Raw genomic sequence first — 13,915 nt, forward strand, 5'->3', positions numbered from 1 at the left:
GCCCGACGCTACGTGCCGGCGGCGGCGTGGACGCCGGTGGCGTCGGCGTCGACGTCCTGTCCGATGGGATCCCACCGGATCGCGACGAGGGCGACGAGGGCCACGATCGGGGCGACGACGATGGCCCCGATGGTGAACCGCTGACCGTGCGCGGCCGTGAGGACGGGAAAGGCATAGGCGCCGACGATGCCGCCGACGCGGGTGACCGCCTGGGTGTACCCGCCCGCCGTGCCGCGGACGTCGGTCGGATACGACAGGGTCCCCATCGCCGTCCCCGCGTAGCCCGGGCCGAGGTTGTGGAGGAAGTAGAACGCGGCGATGAACACGGCGGCTGCGCCCGACGCCAGGATGCCGTACAGCCCGGCTATCAACGCCAGAGCGGTTGCCGTGCCGACGAAGCCCACCATCGCGATGGTCCGGATGCCGGTGCGCTGGACGACCCGGGTGCAGGCGTAGGCGCCGATCGCGCCGACGACGTTCACCGCGGCGGACACCGCGAGGACGGCCGCCAGGTGGTTCGCGCCGAACAGCTCGGTGAGGATCGTCGGTGTGTAGAGGGAGATGGCGTAGAACTCGACCGCCTGCATCACGACGAGGACGCTGACGAGCAGCGTGCGTCGACCATAGGGCGACCGGAAGAGCGCGACCACGTCGCCGGGCCGGGTGGGCCGCGGCCTCGGGGCGCGCTCGGCGTCGTCGGTGACCACGAGGTGCACGTCGTCGAGCACGTAGGTCGAGCGCAGGATCTCCACGGACTCGCTCACCGATCCGTGGCGCGCCACCCACATCGGGCTCTCCACCGACGCGAAGTAGCGCAGCGCCAACACGATCAGCGCCGGTACGGCCCCCAACCCGATCGCCCACCGCCACAGACCCTGGTCGACCCCGAGCGCGTGGATCCCTAGCGCGACAGCGAACACGACCGCCGACGCACCGGTCGACATCACCTGCGCCAAGTTGACGTTGCGGCCCTTCGTCGCGAGTGCGCTCACCTCGGCGATGAACGCGAGCGCGACCGGGACGTCGAGCCCCACCCCGAGCCCCATGAGGAAGCGGAACGCCACGAAGCTCTCGACGTTCGGGGCCAGACCTGCTGCGGCCGCGGCGAACACGAGGAGGACGAGGTCGAGGATCATCATCCGGTACCGGCCCACGCGGTCGGTGAGCCAGCCACCGACCAGTCCTCCGACGAGGGCACCGACCAGCACCGAGGCGCTGACGAAGGGAAGGCTGTCGAGCCCCCAGTTGCCGCTGCCGAGGTCGAAGTCCTGCCGGATCTGTTGGGCGCCCAGGCCGAAGCTGCCGAGGTCCCAGCCGTCGACGAAGATGCTGCCCAGCGCCACGGCCAGCATGAGGCGCGGGCGCCGAGGGGTCAGACGGCTCGAGTTCACCAACCCGATGACGTCGGCGGGGGAGGAGACGGTGATCGTCGAACGGGCGTCGGGCGACGTGGTCATCCGACTGACGGTACGACCGACGCGGGTGGCGTCAACCGTTTCCGCGGTGTCGGATCAGAATCTCCTGCCAGTCGTGCGGGACACGGTCGCGGGGCCCGGGTGCGGTCTGATCGGCCGGATGCGAGTGCGGCGGGGCCAGTTCGGGCCCGGTGACCATCCCGCCGGACCCGTAGTCGTAGAACCAGTCCTCGCCGGGTTCGAAGCTCTGCACCACCGGATGTCCCGACTGGCGCGCGTGGGCGGTGGCGTGTCCACCGAGTGAGTCGTCGCAGCACCCGATGTGTCCACACTGTGCGCAGCGCCGCAGATGGAACCATCAGCCCTGCGCCGCCTCGCAGTCCAGGCAGCCGTCACCGCTGGGCGGCCGGGACGGGTCGATACCGGTCATGTCATCCATCGGATCTCCGAACACTCTCGACGGGAACGGTTCTCACCGCGCCACGCTCATCTCAGCCCTACGCGGTGCAGTGCCTTCATCGTCTCGACGACCTCGTCGACGGGGCCGTCGACCACGACGCCGGGCGCGACCGTCGTGATCGGCAGCGGGGCGACCGGCGACACCGGAGCGCCCCACTCGTGCATCCATGTGGTGAGCTGCGTCGCCGACACCGCGTACACGATCCGGCCCAGCCCCACCCACGCGTGCGCGGCCGCGCACATGGGGCAGTGCTCCCCGGAGGTGTAGGTCGTCGTCTCGGCCCGATCCTCGGCGGCGAGGTTCTCCACGGCCCACAGGGCGATCGCGAGTTCGGGGTGCCGAGTGGCGTCGCCGCCGCCCACGCGGTTGCGGTCCTCGAACAGACGGGTGCCGGAGGCGTCGACGAGGACCGACCCGAACGGCTCGTCCCCGGCGTCGGCGGCCTCGCGGGCCAGCTCGACGCAGCGACGCACGTGGTCGACGTCGTCCGCGGAGATGGCCATCACCGCAGCGTAGGTCACGCGTCGGGTGCGGACGTGCCCATCTCCGCCGCGAACTCGACGGCCATCCTCGCCGATAGCGCCTGCGCGGCTCGCAGCGGCCGCACCATCACGGTGAAGTCGTCGATGAGTCCGTCGTCGTCGAGGTGGAGGACGTCGCACCCGTGCACCGTGAGGTCGTCGATCGTGGCGGTGAAGAACAGGACGTGGTCGCGCCCACCGACGTCGTCGACGGTCCTGACGTACCGGAAGTCCTGGAACACCCGTGTCACCGCACGCAGGATCGCGGCGGTGACGGGCTTGCCACGGTAGGGCGCGAAGGCCACCGGTGAGGTGAACACCACGTCCTCTGCGAGGAGCGCGGCGATCGCGTCGTGGTCATCGGCCTCCACTGCCTTACGGAACTGCTGCATGTCTGGTCCTTCGGGTCGGGATCGGATGTGGTCAACTCCGCACCTATCGGTACGCGTCGTTCTGTGACGTGCGGCCGGCGAGACCACGCGCGTCGAGCACCTCGAGGACGCGTGCCCCCCATCGCAGCGACTCCTCCTCGAACATGCGCCCTCGCATCAGGGTCAGGTACGGGCCGACGCGCTCGGCGGTGGCGAGGAAGTCGGTCTCCGTGCGTCCGTCGAGCAGGCGATGCGCCATGCGGTCGTAGCGTGCGAGCTTGTCGCGGGCCAGTTGCATCCGCGTGCGCACGGCGTCGGCCACCGCGCCGGTGTCCCCGGCCTCCAGGGCGTGGACGGCAACCAGGTGTTCGTCACGGATGGCCGGGAGCCTGGGGGTGTGGGCGGACACCGCGCGCAGGGCGTCCCGGCCGGTGTCGGTGAGGCGGAACAGTCGCTTGTCGGGTCGTCCCTCCTGCGGGACGAGCCTCGCGACGACGACGCCGTCGTCGGCCATACGGTCGAGCTCCCGGTAGACCTGCTGCGACGTGGCGGTCCAGAAGTTCGCCACCGTGGCGTCGAAGGCCTTGGACAGCTCGTATCCGGACATCTCGCCGTCGACGAGTGACGCCAGGATGGCGCTGCGGAGCGACATGCTTGCCGACGCTACGGTCCGACGAGCCAATGGTCAACAAGTTGAATATGACAAGCCGGTCCAGCAGAGTGGTCGAGCATGACGTACGACGGCGGTCGGTGGTCGCGCTTCGTCGCCCTCGGCGACAGTCAGACCGAGGGCCTGGCCGACGGTGACGAGCGGACCGGCTACCGCGGGTGGGCAGATCGACTGGCCGAACAGATGGCCCGATCGCAGCCGGGCGCCGTGTACGCGAACCTCGCCGTGCGGGGGCGACGAGCCGCGGAGGTCCGGTCCGAGCAGCTGCCTGCGGCACTGGCACTGCGACCGACGGTCGCCGCCGTGTCGGCGGGTGTGAACGACGTCCTTCGGACCGGGTTCGACGCACGCGCCGTCGCCGACGAGCTCGACGCGATGTTCGTGGCGCTGCGGGCGATCGACTGCGTCGTCGTGACCATGACCTTTCCCCGCCTCGCGCACCCCGTCCCCGGGGGCGCGGCCATCGGCCGGCGGATCACCGCCCTGAACCACGAGATCCGGCGCGTCGCGGCACGATCCGACGTCGCCGTCATCGATCTCGCGCTGCACGACGTGGCCTCGGACCCACGGCTGTGGAGCCGGGATCGGTTGCACCTGAACAGCACAGGGCACCGGCGCCTCGCCGACGCGGCGGCCGACGTGCTCGGCGTCCCGGACAGCGACGACGCCTGGGTCGTCCCGTTGCCTCCGATGCCGCGGTCGTCGCTGCGCGAACGCGTCGCCGCCGACACGCGGTGGACGGTCACGTTCCTGCTGCCGTGGCTGCTCCGGCGGGTTCGAGGGCGCTCGTCGGGCGACCGCAGGACAGCGAAACGGCCTCAGCTCGCCTCCGTCTGACCGCTTCTCGTGCGGCCGCCGATCCGTGTCGCGACGTACAGACCCACTCCGACCAGCACCAGGACTCCGGCGCGCGCCCAGGTCGATGCGCTCTGCTGGGTCATCAGTGCCACGCAGGTCCCGAGAGCGAGGACAGGCACGACAGTCGGGGCACGGAAGTGATCGCCCTGGTGCTCCCGGTCGCGCCGCAGCACCAACACCGCGAGGTTGGTGCTCACGAACCCGACCAACAGCAGCAATACGACCGTCTCGGCGAGTGCGGCGACCGATCCTGTGGCCGAGAGGACCATCGCGACGGCTGTGGTCGCCAGGATGGCGGTCCACGGTGTCTTCCGCTGTGGGAGAACGCGGGTCAGCGCCCCGGGGAGCAGTCCCTCGCGGGCCATCCCGAAGGTCAGTCGCGACGCCATGATCATGGTGAGCAGGGCGCCGTTGGCCACAGCCACCAGAGCGATCACCGAGAACAGGCGTGCCGGCACCCCGACGTCCGCGATCGCCACCACGTCCAGCAGCGGCCCCGTCGACGCCGCGAGACGATCTGCCGGGGCGACGACGGAGATCGCGACACCGACCAGCACATAGATCACACCTGCGGCCATGAGCGCACCGAACAGCGCGCGGGGGTACACGCGACGCACGTCGCGCAGCTCCTCGGCGACGTTCGCCGACGTCTCGAAACCGACGAAGGAGTAGTACGCCAGCAGGGCCGCACCGAGGACCGCCACCGCAGGTGTGGACGCGGAGTCGAACTCGAGCACCCGGCCGGGGTCGCCGTCACCGCGCCCGAGCACGACACCTGCGAGGACAACGACGAGGATGAGCCCGGACACCTCGATCACGGTCATCACGACGTTGGCGCGCAACGATTCCTGGATGCCCCGAGCGTTGAGCGCTGCCACGACGGCGAGGAACACGAGGGTCGCAGCCGGCGCGGGGACGTCGACGAGCGCGGTCAGGTAGTCCCCGGCGAAGGCCACGGCGAGGCCGGCGGCGCTGGTGACCCCGGCGGCGAGCATGCAGAAGCCGACGAGGAAGGAAACGAGCGGTGACCGGTAGGCCCGCCGCGCGAACACCGCCGCGCCGCCCGCCCGCGGATACTTGGTGACCAGCTCGGCGTCCGACGTCGCCGTCAGCAGCGCCATCACCAGGGCGAGGAGCAACGGCACCCACACGGCGCCACCGACCTTGCCGGCGATCTGGCCGACAAGCGCGTAGATCCCCGCGCCGAGGACGTCGCCGAGGATGAAGACGAAGAGCAGCTTCCCGGTGATCGCCCGCCGGAGAGGGGTGTGCTCGTCGTCGGGGTCGGTCGTGCCCTCGTCGCGGGCTCTCTCCACGGTCATCAGGTGGGGGATACCCCACCCGTGAATGTTCAACCGTGTGGTGTGTCGGCGGCGTGGTCGTCGGTGCTCAGGCGAGTGACTCGACGAGGCCGCCGAGCGCTGCGCGGGTGGGTTCCAGGGCGGCGAGGATCGCGCCGGGCGACCGCACGCGGTGTTCGGGTGCTGCGGCGGCGAGTGCCCCGCGGAGGGTGCCGTCGGCGGAGACGACCGGGACCGCGATGCACCCGAACCCCGGCACCAGCGAACCGACCTGTGTCGTCGAATCGATGGGCTGCGACCGGTGGGTCGAGTCGTGGGCGAGGAGCAGTCGTCCGACGGCGGAGACGCGGTGGTCGCGCAGGATCCGCGAGGCGTCGGACAGGGGGTAGTCGGGATCGATGTCGAGAGGTGTGATGCGGGCGCGGGCGGTGCCGACGCGGACGAAGCCGAACAGGTGCAGCCCGAAGCGCATACTCGACCTGGCCTCGTCGAGTACCGCTCGCACGCGGTCCGGCACCGTCGCCGCCGCGGCGGTCCCGATCAACCGATCCACTTTCCTGCCCAGGGCGAACCCGCCGAGATCCGGTGTGCGCACCAGGTACTCCTCCTGCGCCAACAGGTTGACGAGGCGGTAGGTGGTGGAGCGGGGGAGTCCGAGGGTGCGCGCGAGCTCGTTCGCAGTGATCCCCGGACCGCTCGCCGCGACCTCCTCGATCAGCTCGAGTGCAGAAATGACCGACCGTGATGCCCCGTCGCCGCCCAGCCCGCTCAACGCATTGTGCGGTCGGCGTGACCGCTCCACAGATCGGCGCGGGTCGGTGTGTCGTGCAACCCGATCCCCCTCAGGCGGTCCGGATGTCGCGTGCGCACGACGACATATGTCACCGCCGCCGCGAGGAACCAGAGGAGAGCGCCGATCGCTCCCAGCCCCCAGTCGGTGCCCATGATGGCCGCGACGAACACGATCCCCACGACGCCGAACGAGACAGCGGCGGCCGCCGCCACCGTGACAGTCCGGACGCGCAGTTCGCCCAGCCGGTACAGGAAGACCGGTGCAGCCACGCTGACGATCACGTAGGACGCGATGAAACCGATGACGGGGGCGGCAGCGAGTGATCCGGTCATCGACCGCAGCCCGGCGCCGCAGACGGTGGCGATCGCCGGTACCGCGACGATGACGGCCATCGCGGAGGCGATCGCCACGACCGGGGTCTTGAACCGCACGTGGGTGCTGCCGATCCCTGGTGGGAGCAGTCCCTCGCGCGAGAGTGACAGCAACAGCCGGGCGAGCGCGGTCACGCTTGCCAGAGTGCACGCCAGGAACGACGCCACGATCCCGACATCCACCACCGGTGCGAACCACGCGCCGCCGACCCGTCCGAGCAGTACGTCGATGTTCCCGTCACCGACGGACGAGGATGCCGATGCCCGCCCCACGTCCTGGGCCACCGCGACGACGAGTACCACGACGGCACCGAAGACCAACGACCCCCGTATCGCCGACGGAACGGACCGCAACGGAGCGCGCGCCTCCACCGACAGCGATGCGGCACTCTCGAACCCGATCAGCGCGCAGGTCGCCAGCGCCACACCGGTGGCGAAGTCGCCGAGGCCGGTCGGTGTGGCGGTGAGTTGAGTGAGGTCGACACCGCCGGGCACGGCCGCCATCACGACGATCGCCACGACCAGCAGGATCGCCACCGCTGCGAGTTCGACCACGAGACCGACCCGCGCCGAGGCGCGTATGCCGCGGAGCAGGACGACGGTGCTGCCCGCGCCGACGAGGACGATGGTCGTGACGACGATCGCGGCGGACGGGCGGTCGACACCGACCACCCTCAGCAGGTATGCGGCCGACTCGGTGAGGGTGAACATGGCGAGAGCGCCGTAGCCGAGGATCATCGCGGCCGCGGTCGCGAACCCCGCTGTCGCACCGAGGCCCTTGGCCGCGTAGGTGTAGAGCGCGCCGGGCGCGGTCAGTCGGGAAGCGAACTCTGTCAGCACGCGGGAGACGAGCCCGGCGAGCAGGACGGCCACGACGATGCTGCCGACGAGGGCCGCACCGGATTCCGCGATGAGAAGCGGCACCGTGGCCCCGGCGGCGCAGGGCGCCATCACCGCCACGGACTGCGCCGCGACGTCGGCACGCCCGAGAGATCGTCGATCCAGACCGGCGAGTCGACTCCGCGCACCCCGCGGCATCACCTCGGGTTGCTGCGGGGACGGGACGATCGCCATGGCGCCGCACGCTAGAGACACGCGGTTTCGGCGGTGTTACCCGCCCATGTGGACGTCGTGTCGCGCGGTGGGACGACCGGGCGGACGGTGTCCCGCGCCCTGCGCGAACGTGTTACCCGGGGGCAACTGCACCGCCTCCTGTCCCTCCCACAGTGGTCGGCACACGGGTCGCATCCGCCGCGACCATCGAGATCCGGGAGCACCAACCATGGCCACCGAGTACGCGCCCGTCGGCGCTCCAGTCCCCGCCGGGGCGTCCACGCCCGCGGCCTCGCATTCCGGCCGGCTGCACGGTTCGCTCGGCGTGGGCTCCATCGTCTTCATGGTCGTCGCCGCGGCCGCTCCGCTCACGGTGGTCGGCGGGGCGGTCCCGATCGCGATCCTGCTCGGGAACGGCGCAGGCGTCCCGATGATGTTCCTGGTGTCGGCGATCGTGCTGCTCCTCTTCTCGGTCGGGCTGAGCACCATGTCGCGCTTCGTCCCGAAGCCCGGCGCCTTCTTCACCTACGTCGGCTACGGCCTCGGCCGTCCGATGGGTCTGGGCACCGCACACCTCGCGCTGCTCACCTACACGCTGATCCAGGCCGCGGTCTACGGCTACCTCGGCGGGGCACTGCAGAGTTCGATCATCGATCTCGGCGGGCCGTCGATCCCGTGGTGGGTGTGGAGCCTTGCGGTCGTCGCGGTCACCGGCTGGCTGGGGTACCGGGACATCGAGCTGAGCAGCAAGGTGCTCGGGTTCCTGCTCGCCGCGGAGGTCGGGATCGTCCTGATGCTCGACATCGCGGTGGTCGTCAAGGGCGGTGACTCGGGCCTGGGCGCGGAGTCGTTCACGCCCAACCAGTTCCTGTCCGGCTCACCGGGTATCGGGCTGATGTTCGCGGTCGCCGGCTTCATCGGCTTCGAGGCCACCGCGATCTTCCGTAACGAGGCGCGCGACCCCGACCGCACCATCCCGCGCGCCACCTACGCCGCGGTCGCGATCATCGGCGTCTTCTACACGCTGTCGTCGTGGTCGCTCGTCGAGGCGTGGGGTGTCGACAAGGTGGTCCCCGCGGCCGCCGCCGACCCCGCGGGGATGATCATGGCCACCGCCCGGAACTACCTCGGCGAGTGGGCCGACGTCACGGTCCACGTGCTGCTGCTGACGAGCCTGTTCGCCTGCATCCTGAGCTTCCACAACGTGATCACCCGCTACCAGCACTCGATGGCGTCGGCGACCGCGATGCCGAAGCGCTTCGCCGCGGTCCACGCGCGACACCGCTCGCCCCATGTGTCGTCGATGGTGCAGACCGTCACCGCCGCCGTGCTGGTCGCCGTGTTCGCGGCCTGCCGACTCGACCCCGAACTGCAGGTGTTCGCCTGGTTCTCCGGGATCGCGACGCTCGGCATCGTCGTCCTGATGGCCCTGACCTGCCTCGCCGTCATCGTCTACTTCCGACGCAATCCGTCCACCGTCGGCGCGTGGCAGTCGCTGATCTCCCCTGTGCTCGGACTGATCGGACTGATCGCGATCCTCGTGATCGTGGTGACCAACTTCGCGACCCTCATCGGCGGATCCTCCACTCTCGCCGACATGTTCATCGCCCTGGTGGTGCTCGCCGTCGTGATCGGCGTCGTCCAGGCCCGCATCATCGCCCGACGCAACCCCGCCGCCTACGACACCCTCACCGACTCGATCTCGCTCTGACCCCCGAGCCCGAACGGAAGACATCCCATGACGACATTCGACACCCCGCCCACGACCGCGACCCGTGTGCTCGGCAGTCTGACCGCCCCCGAGATCAGCCGCACCCGAGAGCTTCTCGGTGAGGCGGGCGCACTGACACCGACGACCAGGTTCGTCTACCTCGGCCTCGACGAGCCCGACAAGACCGATGTGCTCGCCTTCCAGGCCGGACAGGCACCGGCCCCGGCCCGCACCGCACGGGCGTTGCTGCTCGACACAACCAGCGGCGACACCCGCGACGCCCTCGTCGACCTCGACGCCGGGACCGTCACTTCGCGGACGATCGACGCCGCGGTCGGACAGGTCCCGATCCTCGACGAGGAGTTCGAGATCGTCGGGGAGTTCCTGTCCACCGAGCCACGGTGGATCGCCGCTCTCGAGTCCCGCGGCATCGACCCGGCGACGACCGTCGCCGTCCCGCTGTCCGCAGGCACCTACGATCTGCCCGGCGAGGAGGGCCGCCGGATGGTCCGCTCGTTCGCGTTCGTCATGGATCATCCGAAGGACCATCCGTGGGCGCACCCTGTGGACGGTCTGTGCGCCTACGTCGACATCATCGGACGCGAGTTGGTCGACCTCATCGACTACCGCGTCTACGACGTCCCACGCGAGTCCGGCAACTTCGACGACCCCGCGGTCGCCGGCCCGCCGCTGGAGGGGCTCAAGCCCATCGAGATCACCCAACCCGAGGGCCCCAGCTTCACCGTCGACGGCGAGCACATCGAATGGGCGAACTGGAAGCTCGACATCTCCTTCGACGCCCGCGAAGGCCTCGTCCTGCGGCAGCTGAGTTATCTCGACCGGCCGGTGATGTACCGCGGGTCGATCAACGAGATGGTGGTGCCCTACGGGGATCCGTCACCGAACCGGTTCTGGCAGAACTATTTCGACACCGGTGAGTACGTCTACGGTCGCTACACGAACTCCCTGACGCTCGGCTGCGACTGTCTCGGCGAGATCCACTACTTCGACGCGGTGCTGGCCGACGAGCAGGGCAGCCCGCGGGTCATCGAGAACGCGATCTGCATGCACGAGGAGGACTACGGCACGCTGTGGAAGCACACGGACATCTTCACCGGATCGAGTGAGGTGCGTCGCCAGCGTCGCCTGGTCATCAGCTTCTTCACGACCGTCGGCAACTACGACTACGGCTTCTACTGGTACCTCTACCTCGACGGCACCATCGAACTCGAGGCCAAGCTGACCGGCGTGGCCTTCACGGCCGCGTACCCGCCCGAAGGGTCGGACTACCAGAGTCACGTCGCGCCCGGGCTGGGGCTGCCCTACCACCAGCATCTGTTCAACGCCCGCCTCGACATGACCGTCGACGGGGTCGCCAACGCCGTGGACGAGATCGACGCGGTGACGGTCCCGGTCGGCGACGGCAACCCGTGGGGCAATGCGTTCACCATGAGCGCCACCAGGATCGGTTCCGAACGTGACGGGGTACGCCGCGCCAACGCCGAGGTCGGGCGCACCTGGCACATCGCGAGCAGCGACAAGACCAATCGGATGGGTGCGCCGACGAGTTACGCGTTGCACGCCCAGCAATCGCCCACCCTGCTCGCCGACCCGTCGTCCTCGATCGCCAAGAGGGCGCCGTTCACCACGAACCAGGTGTGGGTGACGCGGTATGACGTCCACCAACGCTATGCCGCGGGCGATTTCGTCAACCAGAGCGACGGATCTCAGGGGGTGGTGGGCTACCAGGCCGCTGACCGATCGCTCGACGGAGAGGACCTCGTCGTGTGGCACACCTTCGGACTCACGCACTTCCCGCGGGCCGAGGACTGGCCGGTGATGCCGACCGACTACGCCGGGTTCACCTTGAGGCCCTACAACTTCTTCGACGCCAACCCTGTGATGAACGTCCCGCCGTCGACCGCTGCGCACTGTGACCACGGTTGCTCGTGACCCCGACCCGGTGCGGGCCGTACGCGGTCTGCACCGGATCGGTGGGGGAGTCGCAGCGGTGCTGGCGGTCGCCGCGGCGGTGATCCACGTCGCCATGGTGACGACCGCACCCGATCCGGTCCACGTCGCTCTGCTCGTCCCCGCCGTCGGCTGCGTGTGGTGCGGGGTAGGGCTGCTGAGGTCCCCGGGCCTGGCCGGGTGGGTGACGACGGCGGTGACCGAGGCTGTGATGCTGAGCGCTCACCTCGCGACGGCGGGTTCGCCCGGAGGCCACGCCGGACACGGGATGGTGATGCCGTCGGGGTCGTCGGGTTCGGCGCTGATGTCGGCGTCGATGGCGATCGCGTCCACCGGTCTCGTGCTGGCGGTGGCCGCGATCTGGGCGCTCACCCCGACGGTGCGAGCGCCGAGAGCAGTTGCAGCATCTCGTGGGAGCGTGAACCCGGTGTCGCGGTGTACACCAGCAGATAGTGGGACTGGGCGGGGTCGACGAGGGTCTGACAAGACAGTTCGAGTGGTCCGAGCTGCGGATGGACGAGGTGTTTGACGTCCTGCGGTCGGATCCCGACCTCGTGGCGCTCCCAGACGGCGCGGAACTGCGCGCTCCGGTCCATCAGCAGGTCGGCGAGTTCGGCGCCCCGCGAGGGTCGGCCGCGCAGCGTGATGTTCTCGCGGAGCCCTGAGGCGAACATGCGCGAGAGGAAGTCGTGGTCCTCCGGGGCGTACAGCGCACGTGTCGCGGGGTCGGTGAACCAGCGGTAGCCGAGGCTGCGGGACGGCCCGGTGAAGCGCGTGAGATCGCCGGTGAGCGCGACCCCCAGCGGGCTCTGACGCAACGTCTCGCCGAGTTCGGTGACGATCTCGGCCGGGGTGTCGCCGAGCCGGTCGAGGATCCGTAGTAACCCGGGTCCGATGTGGTCGCCGGATGCGCCCGTCGACGGCGGTCGGTGACCGGCCAGTCGGAACAGGTGGTCGCGCTCGGCCACCGACAGATGCAGCCCCTGGGCGATGGAGGCCATCATCTGCTCCGACGGGTTCGGACCCGTCCCGCGCTCGAGCCGCGCGTAGTAGTCGGTCGACATGTGGGACAACGCCGCCACCTCCTCGCGACGCAGTCCGTCCGTGCGTCGCCGTGGCCCACGTAGCAGGCCGACGTCCTCGGGCTGCAGCGCGACGCGGCGGCGTCGGAGGAACTCGGCCAGTCCCGCCCGGTCGATCACCGGGGCACCTCGACGGTCATGCGGTCGATTCTCGTGCCGATGCGGTGTGTGAGCCACGCCTTCTCGATCCACCCCTGGGCGGCGACGCGAAGGGTGGATCGTCGGGTCCTGGTTCGTCGATGACCGGGTGGGCCACGGTGGGGGGACACATCAGCGAAGGAGTGGACATGCCACGCAACGTCGACACCACCCTGCCCGACCTCAAAGGGCGGAGGGCCGTCGTGACCGGGGGGAGCGACGGGATAGGCCTCCACATCGCGCGGAGGTTGGCCGCCGCGGGTGCCGAGGTGGTGCTGCCCGTCCGCAACACCGAGAAGGGAACCGCCGCGGCCGACCACATCCGCGCTGGGGTACCGGGTGCTCGGGTGTCGTTGCAGAAGCTGGATCTGTCGTCGCTGCGATCAGTGCAGGAGATGTCGGCGGAGCTGCGGTCGGCGGGCGACCCGATCCACATCCTGGTGAACAACGCGGGGTTGATGACGCCGCCTGCTCGGCAGGTGACCGCCGACGGGTTCGAGGTTCAGTTCGGCACCAACCATCTCGGTCACGTCGCGCTCGTGGCGGGCCTGCTCCCGCTGCTGCGATCGGGGCGGGCACGCGTGGTGTCGCAGATCAGCGTCGCGGCGAACCGCGGTGCGATCAGCTGGTCCGACCCGAACTGGGAACGCTCCTACGACGGCATGGCCGCCTACAGCCAGTCGAAGATCGCGATGGGCCTGTTCGCCGTCGAGCTCGGCCGACGCAGCGACGAGGAGGGGTGGGGGATCACGAGCGTCCTGTCGCATCCGGGGGTGGCGCCGACCAGTCTGCTGTCGGCGCGGCCCGAGGTGGGACGTGACGACGACACGCGATCGGTGCGTCTGATCCGGTGGCTCTCGGCTCGAGGACTGATCGTCGGCACGGCCGAGACGGCTGCGCTGCCGGCGTTGCTCGCGGCAACCGATCCGGACGCGACGAGCGGCACGATGTACGCCCCGAGGGGCCCGGGACATCTCGGGGGTGGCCCGGGCACCCAGAAGCTGTTCTCACGTCTGCGGTCTGTCGACGACGCCCGGCGCGTCTGGACCGAGTCGGAACGTCTCGTCGACGTGCGGTTCCCGACCGCCGCCGACGCCTGAGACCACCGCCGGGACGAATTCTCAGGTTCCGCACATCCCTCGCGGAAATACCTGGTGACGCCGACTGTTGGACATGTGGTCCAGATCACACGTGCAGGAG

At 69.9% G+C, this 13,915-nt stretch carries 14 protein-coding genes; 4 read left to right on the forward strand and 10 right to left on the reverse strand.

What is annotated here, in order from left to right; genetic code table 11:
- Window positions 1–8: 8 nt before the first annotated feature.
- From Q1A98_RS08760 to Q1A98_RS08780, 5 genes are all read right to left on the reverse strand, one after another.
- Window positions 9–1,457, reverse strand: a complete 1,449-nt coding sequence (locus Q1A98_RS08760; RefSeq protein ID WP_299572148.1) for an MFS transporter — start codon at window positions 1,455–1,457, stop codon at window positions 9–11.
- 31 nt (window positions 1,458–1,488) lie between these two features.
- On the reverse strand, window positions 1,489–1,764 hold the full coding sequence (locus Q1A98_RS08765) for a UBP-type zinc finger domain-containing protein (protein ID WP_299572811.1): 276 nt from the start codon (window positions 1,762–1,764) through the stop codon (window positions 1,489–1,491).
- A gap of 137 nt (window positions 1,765–1,901) precedes the next feature.
- Entirely contained in the window at window positions 1,902–2,378 is a 477-nt protein-coding gene (locus tag Q1A98_RS08770) for a nucleoside deaminase (protein WP_299572151.1), read from the reverse strand.
- Between the two features lie 14 nt (window positions 2,379–2,392).
- Window positions 2,393–2,788, reverse strand: a complete 396-nt coding sequence (locus tag Q1A98_RS08775; RefSeq protein WP_299572153.1) for a nuclear transport factor 2 family protein — start codon at window positions 2,786–2,788, stop codon at window positions 2,393–2,395.
- 43 nt (window positions 2,789–2,831) lie between these two features.
- Window positions 2,832–3,419 carry a PadR family transcriptional regulator gene (locus Q1A98_RS08780; RefSeq protein ID WP_299572155.1) on the reverse strand — a complete coding sequence of 196 codons (588 nt, stop codon included), beginning with the start codon at window positions 3,417–3,419 and terminating at the stop codon, window positions 2,832–2,834.
- A gap of 78 nt (window positions 3,420–3,497) precedes the next feature.
- On the opposite strand from Q1A98_RS08780, the gene Q1A98_RS08785 reads away from it, so the two are divergent.
- Window positions 3,498–4,274, forward strand: a complete 777-nt coding sequence (locus tag Q1A98_RS08785) for an SGNH/GDSL hydrolase family protein (RefSeq protein WP_299572158.1) — start codon at window positions 3,498–3,500, stop codon at window positions 4,272–4,274.
- Here Q1A98_RS08785 and Q1A98_RS08790 read toward each other — a convergent pair.
- From Q1A98_RS08790 to Q1A98_RS08800, 3 genes are all read right to left on the reverse strand, one after another.
- The gene (locus tag Q1A98_RS08790; protein WP_299572161.1) at window positions 4,256–5,617 is read right to left on the reverse strand and encodes an APC family permease; all 1,362 of its coding nucleotides are present in this window, start codon (window positions 5,615–5,617) and stop codon (window positions 4,256–4,258) included. The genes Q1A98_RS08785 and Q1A98_RS08790 overlap by 19 nt on opposite strands.
- A gap of 67 nt (window positions 5,618–5,684) precedes the next feature.
- Window positions 5,685–6,368, reverse strand: coding sequence for a helix-turn-helix domain-containing protein (locus Q1A98_RS08795; RefSeq protein ID WP_299572164.1), 684 nt, complete (start codon window positions 6,366–6,368; stop codon window positions 5,685–5,687).
- Window positions 6,365–7,834, reverse strand: a complete 1,470-nt coding sequence (locus Q1A98_RS08800; RefSeq protein ID WP_299572167.1) for an APC family permease — start codon at window positions 7,832–7,834, stop codon at window positions 6,365–6,367. The genes Q1A98_RS08795 and Q1A98_RS08800 overlap by 4 nt, the downstream gene beginning before the upstream one ends.
- A 208-nt stretch (window positions 7,835–8,042) precedes the next feature.
- On the opposite strand from Q1A98_RS08800, the gene Q1A98_RS08805 reads away from it, so the two are divergent.
- Window positions 8,043–9,524 carry an APC family permease gene (locus Q1A98_RS08805; protein WP_299572170.1) on the forward strand — a complete coding sequence of 494 codons (1,482 nt, stop codon included), beginning with the start codon at window positions 8,043–8,045 and terminating at the stop codon, window positions 9,522–9,524.
- A 27-nt stretch (window positions 9,525–9,551) separates the two neighbouring features.
- The gene (locus tag Q1A98_RS08810; RefSeq protein ID WP_299572173.1) at window positions 9,552–11,477 is read left to right on the forward strand and encodes a primary-amine oxidase; all 1,926 of its coding nucleotides are present in this window, start codon (window positions 9,552–9,554) and stop codon (window positions 11,475–11,477) included.
- A 240-nt stretch (window positions 11,478–11,717) separates the two neighbouring features.
- Here the strand turns inward: Q1A98_RS08810 and Q1A98_RS08815 are convergent, their stop codons facing one another.
- Window positions 11,718–11,867 carry a hypothetical protein gene (locus Q1A98_RS08815; RefSeq protein ID WP_299572176.1) on the reverse strand — a complete coding sequence of 50 codons (150 nt, stop codon included), beginning with the start codon at window positions 11,865–11,867 and terminating at the stop codon, window positions 11,718–11,720.
- Window positions 11,864–12,697: a helix-turn-helix transcriptional regulator gene (locus tag Q1A98_RS08820; protein ID WP_299572178.1), complete on the reverse strand. Its 834-nt coding sequence runs from the start codon at window positions 12,695–12,697 to the stop codon at window positions 11,864–11,866. The genes Q1A98_RS08815 and Q1A98_RS08820 overlap by 4 nt, the downstream gene beginning before the upstream one ends.
- Before the next feature lie 167 nt (window positions 12,698–12,864).
- On the opposite strand from Q1A98_RS08820, the gene Q1A98_RS08825 reads away from it, so the two are divergent.
- Entirely contained in the window at window positions 12,865–13,815 is a 951-nt protein-coding gene (locus tag Q1A98_RS08825; RefSeq protein WP_299572180.1) for an SDR family oxidoreductase, read from the forward strand.
- The last annotated feature ends 100 nt before the right edge of the window (window positions 13,816–13,915 follow it).

Source organism: uncultured Williamsia sp. (genome assembly GCF_947494875.1).
Classification (GTDB): Bacteria; Actinomycetota; Actinomycetes; order Mycobacteriales; family Mycobacteriaceae; genus Williamsia_A.

Coding starts and splice junctions, on each gene's coding strand:
- Q1A98_RS08760 (WP_299572148.1), bottom strand. CDS start 1,457: ATGACCACGTCGCCCGACGCCCGTTCGACGATCACCGTCTCCTCCCCC.
- Q1A98_RS08770 (WP_299572151.1), bottom strand. CDS start 2,378: ATGGCCATCTCCGCGGACGACGTCGACCACGTGCGTCGCTGCGTCGAG.
- Q1A98_RS08775 (WP_299572153.1), bottom strand. CDS start 2,788: ATGCAGCAGTTCCGTAAGGCAGTGGAGGCCGATGACCACGACGCGATC.
- Q1A98_RS08780 (WP_299572155.1), bottom strand. CDS start 3,419: ATGTCGCTCCGCAGCGCCATCCTGGCGTCACTCGTCGACGGCGAGATG.
- Q1A98_RS08785 (WP_299572158.1), top strand. CDS start 3,498: ATGACGTACGACGGCGGTCGGTGGTCGCGCTTCGTCGCCCTCGGCGAC.
- Q1A98_RS08790 (WP_299572161.1), bottom strand. CDS start 5,617: ATGACCGTGGAGAGAGCCCGCGACGAGGGCACGACCGACCCCGACGAC.
- Q1A98_RS08800 (WP_299572167.1), bottom strand. CDS start 7,834: ATGGCGATCGTCCCGTCCCCGCAGCAACCCGAGGTGATGCCGCGGGGT.
- Q1A98_RS08805 (WP_299572170.1), top strand. CDS start 8,043: ATGGCCACCGAGTACGCGCCCGTCGGCGCTCCAGTCCCCGCCGGGGCG.
- Q1A98_RS08810 (WP_299572173.1), top strand. CDS start 9,552: ATGACGACATTCGACACCCCGCCCACGACCGCGACCCGTGTGCTCGGC.
- Q1A98_RS08825 (WP_299572180.1), top strand. CDS start 12,865: ATGCCACGCAACGTCGACACCACCCTGCCCGACCTCAAAGGGCGGAGG.